Raw genomic sequence first — 19,996 nt, 5'->3', positions numbered from 1 at the left:
AACGCCACAGGTCACGGTCACGACATGCAAAGTTAGTCGCTTAGTATGCAGAGTTAGAAAAAATTGTCCCAACGCTATAACATTCTGTTGTTTGATGGGTTTTCGAACCACTGCCTCGCCAACATGGTCGAACCGCTACGGGCGGCCAACTCGTTGTCGCGGCAGACGCTGTATCTCTGGCGATTCTGTTCGTTGGATGGCAAGCCCGTGCAAAGTTCCAGCGGGCTGGTCGTCACGCCGCATGGGGCCTTGCACGTTCACAGCGGCGATGTATTGGTCGTGATGCCATCTTACGGCTATTTGTCGCTGGATACTCGTGCCACCACGCGCGCCCTGCTGGCGGCGGCGCGGACCCATCCGCAAGTGGCCGGGCTGGATACCGGCAGTTGGCTACTGGCGCGCGCTGGCTTGCTGGACGATCACCGCGCGACGATTCACTGGGATGAGCTATCGCGGTTCGAAGAAGCCTTTCCAGCAGTTGACGTTGTGCAGGAACGCTTTGTCATAGACGGCAATCGGTTGACTTGTTCGGGGGCGATGGCGGCCTTTGATCTGGCCTCGGCCCTCATTCGTCGGGATCATGGCCCGCTACTGTCGATGGAGGTAGCCCACCTGCTGATGAGCCGCAGCGCGACCGATCCCTATGCCTTGCCTTTGAAATCCGAAGATACGCTGGTCAATCGCACGTTGACGGTGATGCAGGGGAACATAGAAACGCCGCTGACGATCCGGGACGTTGCCCGCAAACTTGGCTGTTCGCAAAAGAAGATCGAAATGCGGGTTCAGGCCGAATTACGCACCACGCCGCAGGCACTGTATCGGCGCCTGCGGCTGACTATGGCCCGGAAACTGGTCGAGGAGACCGAACAAACCATCGCGGATATTGCCGGTCGCTGCGGGTATGAAAACGCCAGCGCCATGACCCGTGCGTTCAAGGCCGAATTCGGGCGAACCCCGACTGCATTCCGCAGCGGGGCGCCGAATTGATGCAAAGTTTGGCGAATTCAGACTGTCGCACCCTTGATGCGGATGACCGAACCCACCGTACCTGCGCACAGGCCGATGACGACGGCGATTAACAGTTCGACCATACTGACATTGGCAAAGTTCCAATGGGCGAAGATCACCGTTTCCAGCACGCCGACCACGGCCCCCATCAAGCCGCCCAGCCACAGGCGGCGGGTCATCATGCCAAGCGCAAGGCCCAGAATGCCCGGAAGGCTGATGATGTTGGCCCCGATTGTTCCCAGAAGTTCCAGCATATCGTGCCTCTCTTTAATCCGCGCTCTTGTTCAGAAATGACCGGATCTCATCGCTGCTATCTGCAACCTGATGCGATTGTGCGCCCGTTGTCTCACCGGCCAGCTCATCCGTGACTCTCTGGTATTCCTCAAGGTAATCCGAAGGCAGGCTGTGCGCGATGCCCTGGTGGCAATCGATGCACGTCATGTTGGTGTCGATGGCGCGCTGGTGTTCGGATGCGGCGCGAGTTTCCTGGATGGTGAAATCCATATAGTCGAAGTTGTGGCAATTGCGGCATTCGCGGCTGTCCGACGCCTTCATCTTTTTCCAGACGGCCGAAGCCATGCTCAGACGGTGCGCTTCGTATTTTTCGGGCGTGCTGATGGTTCCGGCCAGTTCGTGATAGACGTCTTTGACGGCCATGATCTTGGCCTTGATCTTGTGGTTCCACTCATGCGGCACGTGGCAGTCGGAACAAATCGCGCGCACGCCGGAATGGTTGTTGTAGTGGATCGTTTCGCGATATTCGCCCAGATTGACCTCCATCGTATGGCACGAGGTACAAAACTCCTCGGTGTTGGTCAGTTCCAGTGTCCAGTGGAACCCACCCCAGAACAGGATGCCGGCCAGAAAGCCCGCTAGGATCAGAAAGCCCGAGCTGAACGCCACGGCCGGTGTCCAGATCCAGTTCCAGAGGCGGCCAATCCAACCGCGTTTTTCGGGGGAGTCTGCCATCTTGGTGCTCCTTTCAGACATGCGTTGGATTAGTTGCCAGAAGAGGGTTCAAACACGTTGTCGACCAACGCAGGCGCGTCTGCCTGAGGCACGTGACATTGGTTGCAGAAATAGCGGGTGCCCGCAATGTGATCCAGCTCGTTGCCGTCGCGATCCAGATAGTGGGTCATCGACAGGGTCGGAGCGTTGCGTTCACCTGCCTTGGTCCAGTCGTGGCAGGACAGACACTGATTGGTGCGCACGTCGATCTGGTATTGTTCGATCGAATGAGGAACCAGCGGCGGTTGCTGGCGATAGTTGCGCTGCATGCGCCCTTCGACATTTTTGTGGATCTGATCGAGTGGAATAAGCTCATCCACTTCCGCCCCACGCAGGGTTTCCACTTGGGCCGACTGGGCAAGGGCGAACCCGCTCAGGAGCAAAACGGGGATCAGGGCCATTCCGCCTGTCACGATTGATTTTTTCATCTTGGCACTCCCTTAAATAGGTCTGGCTGCGCGCCGGTCGGGCGCGGGAACTGGATCGGAAGGCGCGGCGACATGGTCGTCGAACCGGTGAGTAAAGGTGAAGACATCGACAGCGCATACGTCGATGCAGCGGCCGCAATTGGTGCAGTCCGGGGAAAGGATCAGTGGCGTTGTCCCGGGCTTGCCCTTCAACGCGGGGGATATGATTTGATTTTCTGGGCAGACGGCATAGCAATCCATGCAATCGTCACAGGCCGCCCGGTTTGCGGCGCTGACTCGCAGCAAGCTTTTGCTGCCGATCAGACCATAGAAAGCGCCGACCGGGCAGATATGACCGCACCATCCGTGGCGCGCGACGAACAGGTCAAAGATAAAGATCGCAGCAACCATGGCCCAGACAAAACCCGCGCCAAAAATCAGCCCGCGATGCAGCATGGTGATGGGGTTGATCAGCTCCCAAGCGATCACGCCGGTCAGGCCCGACACGACCAGGACCATTGCCAGTACCCATAGGCGTGTGCTGCGTTTTGGTTGCCAACCTTTCGGCAGGTCCAGTCGCCGGTGCAGCCAATTGGCGGCGTCGGTTACCGGGTTGATTGGGCAGACCCAGGAGCAATAGACACGGCCCCCGATCAGCGCATAGGCGACCAGAACGATTAGCCCGCCGATCAGAGCAGTCAATTCAGGCCAATGCCCGGCAATGATGCTTTGCAATACGATAAACGGATCGGTCAGAGGCAACACGCCTAGGGTCAGGGATCCGGCCAGTGTGCCTTGCACGATCCAGATGCCGAACCAAGGGCCCAGCAGGAACAGGACCAGAAAGAACAACTGGCTGGTACGACGCAGTAGCAGAAAACGATGCGCTCCGATCCAGCCTTTGGCTTCGATCGCTTCGTGACCGACAGGAATATGCGTGCGCGCGCTCATTGGCCTACCCCCGGCAGGTCATATGACGGTGCAAAGCCGCCCGGTGTGGTCAGGTTGTCTGTGCCCGGTCCCGGCAAGCGGTCGGGCAGATCGATCAAGCCGTCCACCAAAGGCCCGCCATGGGCCTCTTTTTCTTCCCAGCCTTTGCGATAGTGGTCGGCCGCGCTGCCCCGCGCCAGTCGTTCCGGCAGAACCTTGATGGCAGCTTCCGGTAGGACACAGCTTTTTTCGCACATGCCGCAACCGGTGCAGCGCTCGGCATGCACGGTGGGGATGAACATCGCATGATGGCCCGATCGGGCGTCATGGGCCGCTTCCAGCGTGATCGCGTCATCAATGACGGGGCAGACGCGATAGCAGACGTCGCAGCGCAGGCCCTGAAAGTTCAGACAGTTCTCCTGATCGACCAGAACGGCAACGCCCATTTTCGCGTCGTCGATATTGTCCAGCCCCGGGTCCAGCGCACCTGTGGGGCAAGCGGCAACGCAGGGAATGTCGTCGCACATCTCACACGGCACATTGCGCGCCGTGAAATAGGGGGTGCCGGTGGCCACGGCATCCACCCCAAGTTCGGCCAGTTTCAACGTATCGTAAGGGCAGTCCCGCACGCACAGCCCACAGCGGATGCAGGCCGACAGGAACGCCTCCTCAGGCAGTGCGCCGGGTGGACGCAGCGCCTCGGCCGGTAACGCACGGGCATCACGGGCCAGCCAGGCCAGCAAAGACCCTGCGACCACGCAGCCGCCTGCCGCGCGCGCCGAATCCTGCAGGAAACGGCGCCGTTGAGGCGAGAGGGGGGTACCAGCCAGAGACATGGGGGCTACCTTTGCGATCCGGGCCGGTTACGCGCGCTCGACCTTGCAGGCGCACTTTTTATAGTCGGTTTCTTTCGACAGTGGGCAGGTCGCGTCCAGCGTCAGTTTGTTGGTCAGCTGGTGTTCGTCGAACCACGGCATGAAGACCAAACCGCGCGGCACCTTGTTGCGTCCGCGGGTTTCGACCCGGCTGGTAACCTCGCCACGGCGAGTGGACAGAATGATCTCTTGCCCGCGGCGCAGACCCCGATCCTTGGCGTCCTGCGGATGCATGTAGACGACAGCGGATGGGAAGGCGCGGTGCAATTCCGGCACCCGGCGGGTCATCGAGCCCGAGTGCCAATGTTCAAGCACACGTCCCGTGGACAACCACAGATCAAATTCTTCATCCGGCTCTTCAGCCGCGGGTTCGTAGGGCGCAAAGATGATCTTGGCCTTGCCATCCTTGTGGCCGTAGAATTTTACGTCAGCCCCTTCGGGAACATACGGGTCAAAGCCTTCGCGGAAGCGGTATAGCGTTTCTTTGCCATCCACGACCGGCCAGCGCATACCGCGTGCCTGATGGTACATTTCGAACGGAGCCAGATCGTGCGCATGGCCGCGACCGAATTCAGCGTATTCTTCGAATAGACCTTTCTGAACGTAGAACCCAAAGTGCTCGGCGTCGTCGTTATGGAACCCTTCTGCCGTTTCGGACAGCGGGAACTGATCCACCTTACCGTTGGCATAAAGCACGTCGAACATGGTCTTACCGCGATGCTCGGGCATCTTGGCCAGCAGTTCTTCGCCCCAAACCTCTTCAACCGTGAAGCGTTTGGAAAATTCCATAAGTTGCCACAGGTCGGACTTGGCCTCACCTGGGGCCTGCACCTGCTGCCGCCAGAACTGGGTGCGGCGTTCGGCGTTGCCATAGGCGCCTTCCTTCTCGACCCACATGGCGGTGGGCAGGATCAGGTCGGCAGAGACAGCGGTGACCGTGGGATAAGGGTCAGAGACAGTGATGAAGTTTTCGGGGTTGCGATAACCGGGATAGCCTTCTTCGTTGATGTTGGGCGCGGCCTGCATGTTGTTGTTGCACTGCACCCAATAGGCGTTCAGCTCACCATCTTTCAGCTTGCGGTGTTGCAACACAGCGTGGAAGCCCGGTTTGGGCGGAATGGTACCTTCGGGGATGTTCCACGCAGTTTCGCAAATCTCGCGGTGTTCATCATTCGCCACCACCATGTCGGCGGGCAGGCGGTGGGCAAAAGTGCCGACTTCGCGTGCAGTCCCGCAAGCTGACGGCTGACCGGTCAGCGAGAAGGGCGAGTTGCCCGGTTCGGAAATCTTACCCACCAGCAGATGGACGTTGTACATCAGCGAGTTCACCCAAGATCCGCGGGTGTGCTGGTTGAAACCCATAGTCCAAAGGCTCATGACCTTGCGGGTCGGGTCCGCGTATTGCTGCGCGAGCTTCTCGAGCTTATCCGCCGGAACGCCCGACAATTCCGAGGTGTATTCCAGCGTATAGGGCGCAACCGCTTCGGCGTATTCTTCAAAGCTGATGCTCTCAAGCGCGCCAGAGTTCGGGTTTTCTGCTTCTTGTTGCAGCGCGTTGGTTTCTCGCAGGCCATAGCCGATATCGGTGGCAGTCTTCGTGATGTTGACGTGATTTCTGACGAAATACTCGTTCACCGCGTTGTTCTGGATGATGTAGTTCGCGATGTAATTCAGGATCGCCAGATCGGTCTGTGGTTCAAACACGATGCCGTTGTCTGCCAGTTCGAACGAACGGTGTTCGAAGGTCGACAGCACGTGGACTTCACATCCCGGCTTGGTCAGGCGCGTATCGGTCAGGCGCGACCACAGGATCGGGTGCATCTCGGCCATGTTCGAGCCCCACAGCACAAAAGTGTCCGCGTGTTCGAAATCGTCATAACAGCCCATCGGCTCATCAATGCCGAATGTGCGCATGAACCCGACAACGGCGGATGCCATACAGTGCCGCGCGTTGGGATCGATATTGTTAGACCGGAATCCGGCCTTCATCAATTTGGAGGCGGCATAGCCTTCCCAGATTGTCCACTGACCCGAACCGAACATTCCAACACTGGTTGGACCCTTCTTGGCCAGGGCCTCTTTCCACTTGGCGGCCATGACGTCGAAGGCTTCGTCCCAGCTGACCGGCTCGAATTCACCGTTCTTGTCGTATTCGCCGTTGGTCTTGCGCAGTAGCGGCGTAGTCAGACGGTCCTTGCCGTACATGATCTTGGACAGGAAATAGCCCTTGATGCAGTTCAGGCCACGGTTGACCGGCGCGTCCGGGTCGCCTTGCGTGGCCACCACACGGCCGTCCTTGGTGCCGACCAGCACCGAACATCCGGTACCGCAGAACCGGCAGGCCGCCTTGTCCCAGCGGATATCGGGGGCCCCGGCCTGCGCGTTGGCCTGACCGGTGGCCAGAGGAATGCCAGCGGCTGACGCAGTGGCAGCGGCCGCTGAGGCCTTGAGAAAAGTCCGGCGAGATTCTGAAGTAGTCATAGCGTGAGCCTCCGGCTGGTGGTTTGGCTTTGGGCATCGGGATGCGGGGTAGCCTCCGCAAGATCCTCGAAATGGTGATAGGTCAGCGTTAGTGAGACCACTCCGGGGATCTGATGCAGATCCATGATGATCTCGGACGCCAGGTGATCGGATGTGTCTTCGACGACGACGACGAAACGGCCGTCTTCGGCCTGGGCATGCACCTCGACGCCTGGTGTGTCGCGCATCGTTTGCGCCGCGGCCTCAGCTTGGTCAGGGACGATATGTACAAGGCAACCGCAAATATTCATTGTATCGCTTCCGTTTTAGATGTGGGCTGACGGTCAAGCGCGATGGCATTGACAGGGCAGGAGGGCACGCAAGCACCACACCCAACGCAGGTGTCGGCATCCAGCGAAGGCTCGGCCAGACCGCCCAGTTGCAACCTGAAGCGGATGGCATTCTGTTCGCAATTATCCTGACATACGCGGCAGCTGACCCCGTTCATGGACAGGCAAGAGGATGTCTCGATCGCCGCGCGCCAGGGCCAGTCCGGCAGGCGTTCGATTTGCAACGCGTCTGTCGGGCAGACCGTGGCGCAATCGCCGCAAAAGGTGCAGGGGTTTTCACTGGGCTTAAACACGGGGAAACCGTCCTGACCGACGACAATCACCGTTTCCTGACAGGCGTCGACGCAGTCGCCACATTTGGTGCAGTGATCCAGGAAACCCGGCACATGTGATCCCGGAGGACGGACAATGCTGCTGTCCTCCCGACATATTTTGGCGCTTAGAAACGCCCGACGACTGGTCATCTGGCTCATTTGGCTGGACTGTACGCGCTTGATTCCCTTACTAGGTTATCCCAATAGCGTTTCCGAATGTGATGAATCTTGATCCAGATCATTATTGAAACATTTATTTTTCGCCTTTTCGCCAGTCACCTGACAGTTGAAGGTGTCCAATGCCGCTCAGGCGGTGGCTGCACCAACGGTTAGAACCAAGACGGCGCGGCGCAGAGTTGGGTTTGAGTATCATTTCGAAACAAACTATGCTGCGTCGCAGAAATCGACTCGGCCACTGGCAGAATTTCACGGTGGTGGCGCATGTGTTTTCGATGGTTAGAGGACAGGCTCATGGTGACCAATGTGCAGAAGACCTCGTTGAACCTTCGGTCCGAGACGGCTGAAAATGCGGCTGCGGCTCAGGACCGAACGGTTGATATCGTAACCCGCGCTTTGGATCGGTCCGGCGTACAATGGACCCTGTTGTCCCAATCCGCCCGGCTGCAATCGACGCGGATTATCGAAACGCATTCAGAGCGGACCCGAGATCTGATGCAGGGCTTCGCCGAGGTTTCGCAGCGCATTGCGCGTTCGCAATCGATTGTCGACGATTGGACAGCTTATCTGAAAGACGCCACCCAGCGCGTGGTGCTGACCATGGACGCGCTGCGTGAACGCGGAGATGCTTTTCTGGAGCATGAAGCCGCGGGTTGCCCGCCAGTGCTGATCTATGACTATGAGGTCATCGTCGACGGGGCGACCCTGAAACGCCCCTGCAATTACCAACTGCTGCGCATCCTGCCGCCCAAAGGTGTAACCATTGACGACACCCGGCGTCCCTACATCATCATCGATCCGCGTGCCGGTCACGGCGGCGGCATCGGTGGATTCAAACCAGACAGTCAGGTTGGCGTTGCCCTGTCAAAAGGGCATCCGGTTTATTTCGTCAGTTTCGGGCGAGACCCTGTGCCGGGGCAGACCCTTGCCGACGTCATGCATGCCGAGGCCGGGTTCGTGCGCACTGTCCGCGCGCGCCATCCCGACAGCCCGCAGCCGGTCGTGACCGGCAATTGCCAAGGTGGGTGGGCCACTTTGCTGATGGCCGCCTGCAACCCGGATCTGACCGGACCGCTGATCTTGAATGGCGCCCCCATTGCGCCATGGTCGGGCGAGGTGGGGGAAAATCCGATGCGGTATAACGCCGGTGTTCTGGGCGGCACCTGGCAACCGATGTTCTGGTCGGACGTCGGCGCGGGCATGTTCGATGGCGCCAATCTGGTGATGAATTTTGAACAGCTGAACCCCAGCCGGAATTATTTCGGCAAGTATTTCGACCTCTACCGCGACCCTGACGGCGGTCGGAAACGCTTCATTGATTTTGAGCGCTGGTGGGGTGGTTACTTCCTATTGAACGAGGCCGAGATTCACTGGATCGTCGAGCAGCTGTTCGTTGGCAATCGGCTGATCAAGAACACCGCGCAGTTGGAACCGGGCGTGCCGATCGACATCAAGGCGGTGAAAGGCCCGATATTTGTCTTTGCCAGCCAAGGTGATAACATCACCCCGCCCCAGCAGGCACTCAACTGGATTGCCGCCACATACGCAGATGAAGAGGATATCCGTCTGCGCGGTCAGCGGATCATCTACATGTTGCATGATGAGGTTGGCCATCTGGGCATTTTTGTTTCGTCCAAAGTGGCGCGTAAGGAACATACGCAGATGGCTTCGACCCTGGAAACGGTCGAAGCAATGGCACCAGGCCTCTACGAGATGGTGATCGAAAACACCCAAGGCGAAGGCCAGGATAAACAGTTCGAGGTTCGGTTCTATGACCGCACACTCGGGGATGTAGCCGCGTTAGACGACGGCCAGCAGGATGAGGCCAGCTTTGCCGCGGTGGCCCATATGTCCGAAGTGCAGGCGAATGCGTATGAAACCTTCGGGCGTCCTTTTGTGCGGTCCGTGACGACACCGATGGGCGCAAAGGCTTTGCGTGATCTGCACCCTCTGCGCGTTCAACGCACGGCGATGTCTTCGGACAATCCGATGATGAAGGGGGTTGCGCAATTAGCCGGGATGACGCGCGAACTGCGCGCCCCGGCGACAGCTGATAACCCGTTTCTTGAGATGGAAAAGCTGACCGGCGACTGGGTCGAACAGGCCATGGATCTGAGTCGAGACCTGCGCGACGCCTGGTATGAAGGGATGTTCTATGCGCTTTGGGGTGGTCCGCAGGCCGCGTGGTTCGGCAAGAAGAACGCTGCCCACCGTACCTTGCCTGATCCTGAAACCCTGAAAGCCCTGCCCGAGGTTGAGGCAGCATTGGCGCACATGAAACAGGGCGGGCTGCCCGAGGCCGTGATCCGGTTGTTGCTGTTGCTGGCCTCAAGCAACCAAAGCTTTCGGGCTGAAATTCTGCATCGCTGGGCGCATGTGTTCCAACATGAGGCCCCGTTCAGGGATCTCACCGTCGAAGACCGCCAACGCATGTTGCGCGAACAGACAGTGATTGTCACTTTTGACGAACAGGGTGCGATCGATACGTTGCCCGACCTGTTGCCGCGGGTTGCTGACAGAAAACAGGCGGTTGATCTGCTCAAGCGTGTTCTGGGTGAAATTCCGAACCCTTCACCTGAGCTTGTCGAGATGGCACAAGCGCTATACGACACGCTTGATCTTGCTGAGATCAAACAGAAAGCCGGAACTCGGTCCAAATCTCAAGGGCGCAGTTCGGCTACTGCGAACAAGGCCAAACAGAAATGAAAATAACGGAAAACCGCACCTACACGCAGATCAAGGTCGGGGACGTGGCGCAGGTGACGCGCTTATGTACGGTCGATGATCTTTATGCCTTTGCCTCGGCCTCGGGCGATCATAATCCATTGCATCTGGCAGGATATGATGGCGATGGCGATGGCCACCCCGAGGCAGTGGCCCCAGCCCTGTGGCCTGCCGGTTTGATTGCGGCAATTTTGGGCAATATCCTGCCCGGCGCGGGCACCCAGGCGCGGTCGGCGAACCTGTCTTTTCATGCGCCTGTTCTGGCAGATGACGAGGTGACCGCCACGCTGACCGTGACCGAAAAGCGGGACGACGGTGATTTGCTTTGTGCGACCGAAGTGCGCCGCGTGGGCGACAACGCTCTGATCCTCAGTGGTGAGGTGCAAGTGACGCCGCCAGCCAAACACCTGACGTTTGACTCGGTTGACGTGCCCGGCCTGATCGTTCAGCGCCATCGCCATTTCGATGCACTGATCGCAAAGGCAAAGCCTCTGGATCCGATGCCCACAGCCGTGATCGCCCCGGAAGAGCCGAACTCGCTGGGCGGCGCCTTGCTAGGGCATTCCAAGGGTATTATTGCGCCGATCCTTCTGGGTGATCCTGACAAAATCGCTGCTGCAGCCGCCGAGTTGAAGGCCGATTTGTCGAGTATCGAGATCATTGAAGCCCGCAGTCATGAAAATGCGGCCCATCGCGCTGTGGACCTGGTGGTTGAAGGTAAGGCGCAAACCCTGATGAAGGGGCATTTGCACACCGATGTTTTGCTGCGAGCGGTTCTGCGTCGGGACAAAGGTCTGCGGACAGGCCGTCGCTTGTCGCATGTGTTTGTGATGGATGTGCCAGGCTTTTCACGGCCCATCATGGTGACGGATGCGGCCGTGAACATCGCTCCGGACCTCGAGACCAAGGCAGACATTGTGCAGAATGCCATCCATCTGGCACACTCGATCGGGATAGAAACACCAAAGGTTGGCGTCTTGTCGGCGGTTGAGACGATCAACCCGCATATGCCCTCGTCTGTGGATGCGGCGCTGTTGTCGAAAATGGCCGAGCGGGGTCAGATCACCGGTGGGCTGGTCGATGGCCCACTGGCGATGGACAACGCGGTTGATCTGAAGGCGGCGCGAACAAAGGGCATCAAGTCCGCCGTCGCCGGGGCGGCGGATATTCTCGTGGCCCCGAATATCGAAGCTGGCAATATGGTGGCCAAACAGCTGACTTACATTTCCCATGCCGAGGCAGCGGGAATTGTGGTAGGTGCCGCCGCCCCGATCATTCTGACGTCCCGAGCGGATGATGATGCCTCGCGGTTGGCTTCCTGCGCGGTAGCGGCGCTGCATGCGCAGGCAAATAAGGGTAAAATTCATGGCTGACCATGTGCTGGCGCTGAACGCCGGGTCGTCTTCGTTAAAATTCGGGCTGTATGAACTGGTCGAAGGCAATCGCCCCAGCATGCGTTGGCACGGCCAGATCGAACGCTTGGGGGATGCGCCGCGCTTGTTGGCGGAATCTGCCGGGGGCCGCTCGATCAACCAGGCGCTGACGGATACCCAAAGCCATGACGAGGCAATCCAGGCCTTTCTGGACATGACACGCGAATATCTGCCGGACATCCAAATCCGGGCCATAGGTCACCGGGTTGTGCATGGGGGGACGGTGTATTCCGAACCCGTGCGGATCGACGACAAGGTTCTGGATACTCTGGCCGGGTTCATCCCCTTTGCGCCGCTGCACCAGCCATTCAGTCTGGCCGGTATCCGTGCAGCCAGCGCCGCCTTTCCAGACACGGTTCAGGTGGCCTGTTTCGACACCGCCTTTCACCGCACCCATCCATGGGTCAACGATACCTTCGCCCTGCCGCAGAGCTATTATGACAAGGGCGTGCGCCGGTATGGCTTTCACGGCCTGAGCTATGACTACATCACGCAAAAGCTGAAAGAGATCGCGCCCAGCCTGTATGATGGCCGCGTTGTCATCGCGCATCTGGGCAACGGCGCGTCGATGTGTGCTGTGTCAGGCGGGCGGGCTGTGGCGTCGACCATGGGTTTTTCCGCATTGGACGGCCTGCCGATGGGCACCCGCAGCGGTCAGCTGGACCCGGGTGTCGTGCTGTACATGATGCAGCAGGAAGGGATGAGCGCGGATGAAATCGCCGACATGCTCTATCGTAATTCCGGCCTGCTGGGTCTGTCGGGGATGTCATCGGACATGCGCACCCTGCTGGCCGCCGAAACGCCCGAGGCCCGCAAGGCGATCGATTATTATGTCTTTCGCATTCGCCGAGAGCTTGGCGCCATGTCTGCTGCGCTGGAAGGGTTGGACGCGCTGGTGTTCACGGGCGGCATTGGTGAGAATGCAGTACAGATCCGTCAGCGGGTTTGTGACGGGATGCGCTGGATCGGGATTGAAATGGATCCCAACAGGAACGCCGACAATGGCACGGTTCTGTCGACCGATTTCAGCCGCGTGCGCATTCTGGCAATTCCCACGAACGAAGAGATGGTGATCGCCCGCGCCGCCGCCCGGATGGTGCAATAGTCGCTATTGCTCGGGTTTGTCTTTGCGACGCTTGGCGTATTTGATCAGCGTACTCAGAATGGCGCTGATAACATCGGGTGTCAGGGCACCCAGCGGGTCGCGCCGGATGCCTGTCACGGTGTTACGTGCGTCGGACAGAGTGTCTTTGATCTCGGTTTCGATATCTAACAGTGCCATATCGCGCAATTCGACCGCGGCTGTCGTATCCGCCTGCGCGTTCTGCGTGTTGGCCATCAGAACCAGGATCACACCCAGCAACAGGTTGGCCCCAGCCATGATCAGCGCGGCCAGCGGTTTGGACAGGGTTGCTGACAACCAGAAAAAACCAGCCACGTTCAGCATGATGACAGCCAGCCCCACGGCCAGCCCCGCCGCAGCGTAAAAGCCGGTACGCCGTGCGGCCACGGCAACATGGCGTTGGGCAATCAACCGTTCGGCGCGCAGAATGATCGAGATATTGCGGGAAATGCGGCTCATGTTCAGGCTCCTACCGGGATCGGCCTAGCAGATAGCCAAGCGTAAAAATGCCAAGCGCAAACAGGATCGGTCTTTTGTGCGGCAGATCCTCCAACTCGGTCAGGGCTTCTTCAAGCTGTCCGGTCCAGTTGTCGATGTTCTCGGCAATCCTGTCGGCCACAGTATCGTGTGGTTCCGGCCTTTGTGCCTGTTCACGGGTCGCAGTTTGCTCGGCCAGTTGGCGGCGCAGATCGGCAACTTGCGCTTCAAGCTCAGCTTTCGTGACCATTGGACCGGCCCCCTAACAGTTGTTGCTGTAACAGGTCAGGGTTGGAACCCCCACCCACGGTTTCGCAGCCCATGTTAATGCGTTTTTCCGGTTTAAGAAAAGGGACTTATCATTTTGCGGGTCAGGTCAGCCTGAAAACTGCGTATCAAGCGTAGTAATCCGCGACCAACAGGAAATCCGGCGCGACGTCTTCTTCGATGGTTGCAAAGCGCGGGATCGGGTCTTCGAACACGTTGTCGGTTCGGTCGTCATTGACGGTCGAGACCTCGCCAATCAGGCAATCGCCTTGTTCGGCCCAGAAGGCGTGCCATATGCCGGGCATCAGAGTGACGCTTTCGCCGGGTTTCAAGCGAAGCAACTCACCGGGCCGAATTGTGACGGGGCAACCGTCGCTGGGCACGACAACAGGATTTTCACGGTCGATACCGCCTTGCGGGTCCGAGGCATAGATCTCCATCACCAGATCACCACCGCCGCGGTTTATGATGTCTTCGGCTTTCACAATGTGGCGGTGCATTGGCGACAGCTGTTTGTCTCGCGACACCAGCAGCTTTTCGGCATAGAGCATGCCCCGACCACTGTTCAGATCACCCACATCGCCGTTGCGCAAGGTGAACAGGAACAGGCCCAACTCATCAAAGCGACCCTGCCCGTAATCGGTGATGTCCCAACCCAGCCCGCGTTCGCGAATGCCTGCGGCTTTGTCACTGCGCATTTGGTCAGGCGACCAATTGGCAAAGGGGGGCAGGACCGCACCGAAGGAGCGTATAAAGGCCTCGGCTTCGGTTTTGATGGCGTTGATGTCAGAACGTTTCATTTAGATCTCTTTGGGGTTCAAAGCTCGTGCGCCCAGGGCGGGTTGGCCCCGGCGCGGGAAACGGTGATGGCTGCAACCTCTGCGCCTTTGGCCAAAGCGGCGCGCAGGTTTTCGGTACTCAGGGTGCGCAGCGCGGTTTTGGTCAGGTGCCCACCGCGCTCCAGCTCGGCCAGCACACCGGCGTTGAACGTGTCACCTGCACCGACGGTATCGACAACTTGAACCGGTCGAACGGGGACTGAGGTTTCGGACCCGTCCGCCAGATAGCCTGACGCGCCGTCACCGCCACGCGTTACAATAACCACGGCAGGCCCGGCTTGCAGCAACAGCGGCACTTTCTCAGTGATGCTTTCCGGGCCGGGAATGATCCAATCCAGATCCTCGTCCGAGACCTTTACGATATCCGCCTGTGCGATCATCCGGTTCAGACGGGTGCGATACCGGGTTTGATCCTTGATGAAATCGGGCCGGATATTGGGATCAATCATCACCGCCCGATCCGCCCCTTGCCGGTCCAGCAATGCGGCGTAAGCGTCGGCGCAAGGCTCGCAGGCCAGGCTGATGCCGCCGAAATACAGCGCCGAAATAGCGGGGAGCTGATCCGGCATATCCTCGGGCATCAGCATGCGACCCGCCGAGTTTTCGTCGATAAAGCTGTAAGAGGCGTGCCCGTCCTTCAACTGCACAAAGGCCAGCGTCGTGGGGCGATCTGCTCGGATCACATGGCTTGCATCCACATGGCTGGTCTTCAGGGCATCGGTCAGTTGCTCTCCGAACATATCCGAAGACAGACCGGTCAGCAGCCCAACCGGCGACCCCAGCCGCCCCAAGGCAATGGCAGTGTTAAAGACCGCGCCACCGGAATGGGGCACAAATCCATCACCGCCCGAAATGGTCGGGGTGGCGATCATGTCGATCAGGGCTTCACCGCAGCACAGGATCATGCCGGGTCCTTTCTGTCTTGTGGGATCAGGCGGCCATATTAACGCGCGAGCGCACTTTTACAGAAATTGTTAGCGCCAACAATGCCAAATTCGTCCTGTTCCGAAACATACAGGCTCATTGACCTTCGCAAATCGGTAAACCGCCCGCCCGCGTTGAACGCATCGCGGAAGGCTTCCTTGAAGAGCCAGCGGTTTTTCTCGGCCACACCGCCCACAAGGAACACACCGCCCACAGGCATCAGCACGACGGCAAGATCACCCATCACTGCGCCCAGATGGGTGGTGAACATATGCGCCGTTTTTTCGGCGATCGGATCTGTCTGCGCGCGCGCGTCATCAAGAATGTCCTTGGCGCTGCGCATTGGCGTGTTGGTCTGTCCTGCGGCCATGCTTGCAGCTTGATAGAGGACCGGCAGACCTGTGCCGCTAAGGAACATTTCCGCCTCAAGCACCAAAGTTTCATCAAAGAAACAATCCGGCGCGATGTGCCGGGCGGCTTTGAAAATCTCGACCTCATCCACATGGCGCGGTGACAGGCCAATATGGCCGCCTTCACCAGATGCGGTGTGATACCGGCCCTCAGAATAAAGCAACGCCCCAACCCCAAGACCTGTGCCGGGACCGACAACCAACCGGGTGCCAGGGGGTGGGTTCGCGGTGCCTTGCAACACCTCGACATCATCGCCTGTGATTTCGGCCACCGACCAAGCAGCGGCGGTAAAGTCGTTGATGACAAAGGTATGCTGCGCGCCCGTGGCCTTGCCGATATCACCCTCGGACAGGTCGAGCTTTGCATTCGTCAGGCAGATCTTCCCGTTCTTCACAGGCCCGGCCCCGGCGGCCACCACGGCGCGTGGATCGGTGCCGATCTCATCGCGCAGGGTGTGAAAGGCGTTAAGCAATTCTGGCAGGGTGCCGGTTGGGTATTTGCGCAGATCGGTCAGCTTTCCGTCAGCGATCACGCCCAAGCGCGTATTGGTGCCGCCGATATCCGCGACCAAGTTCCAATGCGCGCGGTTGGAAGCAGTGGGTTGCAATAGGGGCAAAGAATCTGATTTTCCAGACAGGGTGGTTTTTAAGTCCTTGGTAGACATTTCAGATTGCGTTCCAGTTATGAGAATTCTATGTCAACAAAGCCATTCTGGCATAGTCGATCGTGTGCCCGAGCATCCCGATCCAGACGTGAACAGAACTCTGCGGGGAAATCGATGCAAGTGTAGTGCATTGTAGAAGCCTGTCGGAACGCATTGAGATGCCAACTAACAGTTCAGCCATCTGCAATCCAGTTTTAAACAGACCGGCTGCGGATTTGACACACTTGGCTTGCAGGAGCATCAACCCTTCGATCACAAGGAAACAGGCAACCCTTACGACCCAAGACCAAGGAGTAACCTCTTGTTATTTCTTGTGTACCGTGAGAACAGATTTTGGCTTGGAAAGTAAAATAGGCGGTACCCAGCTAGGATATGTCTGACAACAATAATACTGTATTTTATCTGAATTTGATTGAAAAAGAAAATGCACTGGTAAACCAAAGGCTGCATTGGGGCATGATTTTTCAGGGTATACTGTTTGCCGCCATTTTCATTGGGTCCGGCAACAAAGGCGGTTTTTCCCTGACTGCAGAAAACATTGTTCTTACCAGCCTGGGTGCAGTAGCTTCGATGTCCTTGATTTTGGGTACCCTAGCCGCACACTTCGTAATCCGTGGATCGCAAGCTGAAGTTCAAAAGCTGACTAATCGTGTTGGTGCCGCTGAGCAAACCGGTTTGAACTCAATCCTCTTTACGGTGCTTATGCCACATTTTTGTCTTCCCGCGCTCAGTCTGGTGTGCTGGGTCTATCTTGCAACACATGCTTTGATCTCCAGTAGAACGGATAAATTGAGCAATTCAGCGCAGGACCAGTGGCAATTCCTGTTTGTTTTGAATTTCGCAGTGATATTGCTGTTCCTCGCTGTCTTTTCCACACTGGTAGTTCAGAAAGTACTTCAAAATAGGGCTACCGTTCCAAGCTAAACGCTGGGCTTGACAAACATAGTGCGGCTGTTTCACCGTTATTGAAACGTTTCAATCGCGGTGAATCTCAGGAAATGCGGATAGCGGCACAGCTTTATACCGTCAGGCAGCTCGGGGGTCTGGCTGCGCAGTTGGATCTGATCCTCGCCTGCGGTATTGCGGATGTTGAAACAGTTGGATTTCACGATCTGTCCCCTAAACACATGGCGTTGCAGGTTGCGCAGTCGGGCCTGACCGTCCGGTCGGCGCATTTCGATTGGGAGGAATTCGAAGCCCGGTTTGACGATATTCTGACCCTGCTTGATCTTTTGAACTGCCCGGTTGCCGTGATGCCATGGCTGGCGCCACAGGCCCGCCCCGGCACGGTCGCGGGATGGCAGGATGTAGCAGACCAACTCTCTGCTTGGGCGGCGCGATTGGCGGGCCAGGGGGTTCGACTGGCTTATCACAACCATGATTTTGATCTGGTTGGCCCTGTTGGAGAAACGCCTTTGGACCTGATCCTGGCCCATGACACGCTGCATTGGCAGCCCGATATCGGATGGTTGGCCGTCTCGGTGCCGGACCCGGCCGAGGTGTTGCAGCGGTACGCGGGGCGGATCGTATCAGTACACGCCAAGGATGCAGAACCGGCTTCGGGGCAGGGTGATGATCGCTGGCGCAATCTGGGGCAGGGCGTGGTCGATTGGCCCCGGCTGTTGCGCATTCTGAATGACAGCCCCTGCAGCGATCTGTTTGTCGAACACGATGAAACGCCCGACCACGCCGAGACCTTGCGGACGGGGCGAAAGTTTCTGATGGGACAGATGTCTTCGGAGGTCGGATAATGGCGCGCGCAACGATCAAGTCGATCGCCAAGGAGACGGGCTATTCTGTTGGCACCGTCTCGAACGCGCTGCGGGGGGCTGCGTCAGTTCGGGAAGAAACACGCCAAGAGATTCAGGCTGTAGCCACGCGTCTCGGGTACCGTGTCAATATGGACGGTTTGAAGCTGCGCACCAACAAATCCTACCGTATCGCGGTGCTGGTCAGCGTGTCACCTGACGCAGCAGAGGAATGGGAAGGGGTAGAATTCACCCGCATTCTGGCCGGTATCTCGGCGTCCTTGCAGGGTTCGCGATACGAGATGTCTGTGTTCAACGTGGCCGATCTGCCGGATGCCATGGCCGTTCTGGCGCGGATTGTTCAGGACGGTTTGGCCGATGGTGTCATCTTCTCGGGCACATTGCAGGGCGACCCGCGCATCGCTTTTCTACAGCGACACAGTTTTCCCTTCGTGACCATGGGTATGAGCGACAGCAAGACAGCCCATGCCTATGTCGATTTCGACAGTCAGGCGGCTGCGTTTGACGCAACCGCGCGGTTGGTGGGGTTGGGGCACTGGCGTATTGCCTTGGTGAACCCCCCGGCCGAACTGATCTATGCAGCACAACGTCAAACCGGATACGAACAGGCTTTGGCCAATGGTGGCCTTGCGCCTGACCCAGCGCTGATTTTCAATGGCCCCACAACCGCTCGTACTGGGCAGTTGTGTTTTGAGGCACTGATGCAGCTAAGCGACCGACCCACGGCCTGTATCTGCGCGAATGAGGCGATGACACTAGGCGTTTTGTCCGCAGCCCATGCTGCGGGTGTGCAGATTGGCCGGGACATGGTGGTGATTTCCACCGATGATCTGCAACTCAGTCGATATTTCGTACCCCCGCCCAGCACCTATTATGTGCCCATCGAAGAAACCAGCCGTCTTCTGGGCGAGTACATGTTGAAAGCTTTGGAAGGGGGTGACCCGTCCGAGACCCAGAAAAAGATCAGGGCCACGCTGATCGAGCGCCAACCTGACACCCCCGCGCCGCAAAAGGCGCCCACCACGTAAATCAACTCAGGAGGACTTGAAGATGTTTAAAAATCTACTGGCCGCAGCGGTCGTGACCGCGATAGCAGCCCCCGCAGTTTTTGCTGCCGACCTGGACGGGCGCGTTCTGAAAATCGGAACCGACGCCACCTATCCGCCGATGGAAACTGTCGATGAGACGACCGGTCAGATCGTGGGTTTCGATGTGGATGTGATGAATGCGATCTGCGAACGGGTCAATTGCGTCCCGAATTTCGTCAACACCGCATGGGACGGCATCTTTGCCGCGCTTCAGCAGGGTGAGTTCGATCTGGTGATCTCGGGCGTCTCAATCACGCCGGAACGCGAAGAGACGATGGATTTCTCAGAACCCTACATTGTGGTCAGTCAGGCCATTCTGCTCCAGGTCGACAATGCGGACATGACGCTTGAGGATTTCAAAGCCGGTGGTCAGAAGCTGGCGGCGCAGACCGGTACCACCAACGCGCAATTGGCCGAGGATCTAGTAGGGCGCGAAAATGTCAGCCTGTATGACAACTTCTCTGCCGCGATACTGGCACTGCAAAATGCGGATGTGCAGGGTGTGATCATCGACGGCACCTCGGCCGCCGCATACGAGCAGGAGTTCGCGGGTGAGCTGACCGTGGGCATCACCGGCCTGCAATCCGACCCGCTGGGTATCGTGTTTCAGGAAGGCGACGCTACGGTCGACGCCATCAACGAAGGGCTGGCAGCGATCAAGGCCGACGGCACGCTGGACAAGTTGGTCGGCAAATATTGGGGCACCGAATAAACCTGTCCGATCCGAAACGGCCCGGTGCCGATGGCA

The 19,996-nt window shown here is 58.3% G+C and carries 21 protein-coding genes; 8 read left to right on the top strand and 13 right to left on the bottom strand.

What is annotated here, in order from left to right:
* The first annotated feature begins 63 nt into the window (after nt 1-63).
* Nucleotides 64-987 (top strand): GlxA family transcriptional regulator, encoded by a 924-nt coding sequence (locus ACR0AJ_RS08580; protein ID WP_254440210.1) that lies wholly within the window; start codon nt 64-66, stop codon nt 985-987.
* Nucleotides 988-1,004: 17 nt separating this feature from the next.
* Here the strand turns inward: ACR0AJ_RS08580 and ACR0AJ_RS08575 are convergent, their stop codons facing one another.
* Genes ACR0AJ_RS08575 through napF form a run of 8 tightly spaced genes read right to left on the bottom strand, consistent with a single transcriptional unit; the run spans nt 1,005 to nt 7,511 of the window.
* Complete coding sequence (locus ACR0AJ_RS08575; RefSeq protein ID WP_480740596.1) at nt 1,005-1,262, bottom strand: hypothetical protein; 258 nt, start codon at nt 1,260-1,262, stop codon at nt 1,005-1,007.
* A 13-nt stretch (nt 1,263-1,275) separates the two neighbouring features.
* The gene (locus ACR0AJ_RS08570; RefSeq protein WP_170349934.1) at nt 1,276-1,977 is read right to left on the bottom strand and encodes a NapC/NirT family cytochrome c; all 702 of its coding nucleotides are present in this window, start codon (nt 1,975-1,977) and stop codon (nt 1,276-1,278) included.
* Nucleotides 1,978-2,006: 29 nt separating this feature from the next.
* Nucleotides 2,007-2,444 (bottom strand): nitrate reductase cytochrome c-type subunit, encoded by a 438-nt coding sequence (locus ACR0AJ_RS08565; RefSeq protein WP_170349933.1) that lies wholly within the window; start codon nt 2,442-2,444, stop codon nt 2,007-2,009.
* A 12-nt stretch (nt 2,445-2,456) separates the two neighbouring features.
* A complete protein-coding gene (napH, locus tag ACR0AJ_RS08560; RefSeq protein WP_480740594.1) occupies nt 2,457-3,374 on the bottom strand; it encodes a quinol dehydrogenase ferredoxin subunit NapH in 918 nt (305 codons plus the stop codon).
* Nucleotides 3,371-4,189, bottom strand: a complete 819-nt coding sequence (gene napG, locus ACR0AJ_RS08555; RefSeq protein ID WP_170349931.1) for a ferredoxin-type protein NapG — start codon at nt 4,187-4,189, stop codon at nt 3,371-3,373. Before napG ends, napH begins: the two co-directional genes overlap by 4 nt.
* A 27-nt stretch (nt 4,190-4,216) precedes the next feature.
* Nucleotides 4,217-6,709, bottom strand: coding sequence for a nitrate reductase catalytic subunit NapA (gene napA, locus ACR0AJ_RS08550; RefSeq protein ID WP_170349930.1), 2,493 nt, complete (start codon nt 6,707-6,709; stop codon nt 4,217-4,219).
* Nucleotides 6,706-6,999, bottom strand: a complete 294-nt coding sequence (locus ACR0AJ_RS08545) for a chaperone NapD (RefSeq protein WP_170349929.1) — start codon at nt 6,997-6,999, stop codon at nt 6,706-6,708. The genes napA and ACR0AJ_RS08545 overlap by 4 nt, the downstream gene beginning before the upstream one ends.
* Nucleotides 6,996-7,511: a ferredoxin-type protein NapF gene (gene napF, locus ACR0AJ_RS08540; RefSeq protein WP_170349928.1), complete on the bottom strand. Its 516-nt coding sequence runs from the start codon at nt 7,509-7,511 to the stop codon at nt 6,996-6,998. The genes ACR0AJ_RS08545 and napF overlap by 4 nt, the downstream gene beginning before the upstream one ends.
* A gap of 312 nt (nt 7,512-7,823) precedes the next feature.
* Between napF and ACR0AJ_RS08535 the strand changes: the two genes are divergently transcribed.
* From ACR0AJ_RS08535 to ACR0AJ_RS08525, 3 genes are read left to right on the top strand one after another with little or no spacing between them, the layout of a single operon-like run.
* Nucleotides 7,824-10,235 carry a DUF3141 domain-containing protein gene (locus ACR0AJ_RS08535; protein ID WP_480740591.1) on the top strand — a complete coding sequence of 804 codons (2,412 nt, stop codon included), beginning with the start codon at nt 7,824-7,826 and terminating at the stop codon, nt 10,233-10,235.
* Entirely contained in the window at nt 10,232-11,626 is a 1,395-nt protein-coding gene (locus tag ACR0AJ_RS08530; RefSeq protein ID WP_170349926.1) for a bifunctional enoyl-CoA hydratase/phosphate acetyltransferase, read from the top strand. Before ACR0AJ_RS08535 ends, ACR0AJ_RS08530 begins: the two co-directional genes overlap by 4 nt.
* On the top strand, nt 11,619-12,791 hold the full coding sequence (locus tag ACR0AJ_RS08525) for an acetate/propionate family kinase (RefSeq protein ID WP_170349925.1): 1,173 nt from the start codon (nt 11,619-11,621) through the stop codon (nt 12,789-12,791). Before ACR0AJ_RS08530 ends, ACR0AJ_RS08525 begins: the two co-directional genes overlap by 8 nt.
* Before the next feature lie 3 nt (nt 12,792-12,794).
* Here ACR0AJ_RS08525 and ACR0AJ_RS08520 read toward each other — a convergent pair whose 3' ends face one another.
* The 5 genes from ACR0AJ_RS08520 to ACR0AJ_RS08500 all read right to left on the bottom strand — a co-directional run bounded on the left by ACR0AJ_RS08520 (nt 12,795) and on the right by ACR0AJ_RS08500 (nt 16,391).
* Nucleotides 12,795-13,268, bottom strand: a complete 474-nt coding sequence (locus tag ACR0AJ_RS08520; protein ID WP_170551961.1) for a hypothetical protein — start codon at nt 13,266-13,268, stop codon at nt 12,795-12,797.
* 10 nt (nt 13,269-13,278) lie between these two features.
* A complete protein-coding gene (locus tag ACR0AJ_RS08515) occupies nt 13,279-13,536 on the bottom strand; it encodes a hypothetical protein (RefSeq protein ID WP_170349923.1) in 258 nt (85 codons plus the stop codon).
* A 145-nt stretch (nt 13,537-13,681) separates the two neighbouring features.
* Nucleotides 13,682-14,353, bottom strand: coding sequence for a D-lyxose/D-mannose family sugar isomerase (locus tag ACR0AJ_RS08510; RefSeq protein ID WP_170349922.1), 672 nt, complete (start codon nt 14,351-14,353; stop codon nt 13,682-13,684).
* 17 nt (nt 14,354-14,370) lie between these two features.
* On the bottom strand, nt 14,371-15,297 hold the full coding sequence (locus tag ACR0AJ_RS08505) for a carbohydrate kinase family protein (protein ID WP_170349921.1): 927 nt from the start codon (nt 15,295-15,297) through the stop codon (nt 14,371-14,373).
* Nucleotides 15,298-15,335: 38 nt separating this feature from the next.
* The gene (locus ACR0AJ_RS08500; RefSeq protein WP_170349920.1) at nt 15,336-16,391 is read right to left on the bottom strand and encodes a glucokinase; all 1,056 of its coding nucleotides are present in this window, start codon (nt 16,389-16,391) and stop codon (nt 15,336-15,338) included.
* Between the two features lie 372 nt (nt 16,392-16,763).
* Between ACR0AJ_RS08500 and ACR0AJ_RS08495 the strand changes: the two genes are divergently transcribed.
* From ACR0AJ_RS08495 to ACR0AJ_RS08480, 4 genes are all read left to right on the top strand, one after another.
* Complete coding sequence (locus tag ACR0AJ_RS08495; RefSeq protein ID WP_170349919.1) at nt 16,764-17,315, top strand: hypothetical protein; 552 nt, start codon at nt 16,764-16,766, stop codon at nt 17,313-17,315.
* Between the two features lie 74 nt (nt 17,316-17,389).
* The gene (locus tag ACR0AJ_RS08490) at nt 17,390-18,142 is read left to right on the top strand and encodes a sugar phosphate isomerase/epimerase family protein (RefSeq protein ID WP_170349918.1); all 753 of its coding nucleotides are present in this window, start codon (nt 17,390-17,392) and stop codon (nt 18,140-18,142) included.
* A complete protein-coding gene (locus ACR0AJ_RS08485; RefSeq protein WP_170349917.1) occupies nt 18,142-19,188 on the top strand; it encodes a LacI family DNA-binding transcriptional regulator in 1,047 nt (348 codons plus the stop codon). Before ACR0AJ_RS08490 ends, ACR0AJ_RS08485 begins: the two co-directional genes overlap by 1 nt.
* A gap of 22 nt (nt 19,189-19,210) precedes the next feature.
* Complete coding sequence (locus ACR0AJ_RS08480; protein WP_170349916.1) at nt 19,211-19,960, top strand: basic amino acid ABC transporter substrate-binding protein; 750 nt, start codon at nt 19,211-19,213, stop codon at nt 19,958-19,960.
* Nucleotides 19,961-19,996 lie beyond the last annotated feature (36 nt).

Source organism: Ruegeria sp. CJ9, from assembly GCF_056536625.1.
The sequence above is the reverse complement of the archived record's forward strand: the minus strand, read 5'-3'. Positions and strand labels throughout refer to the sequence as shown.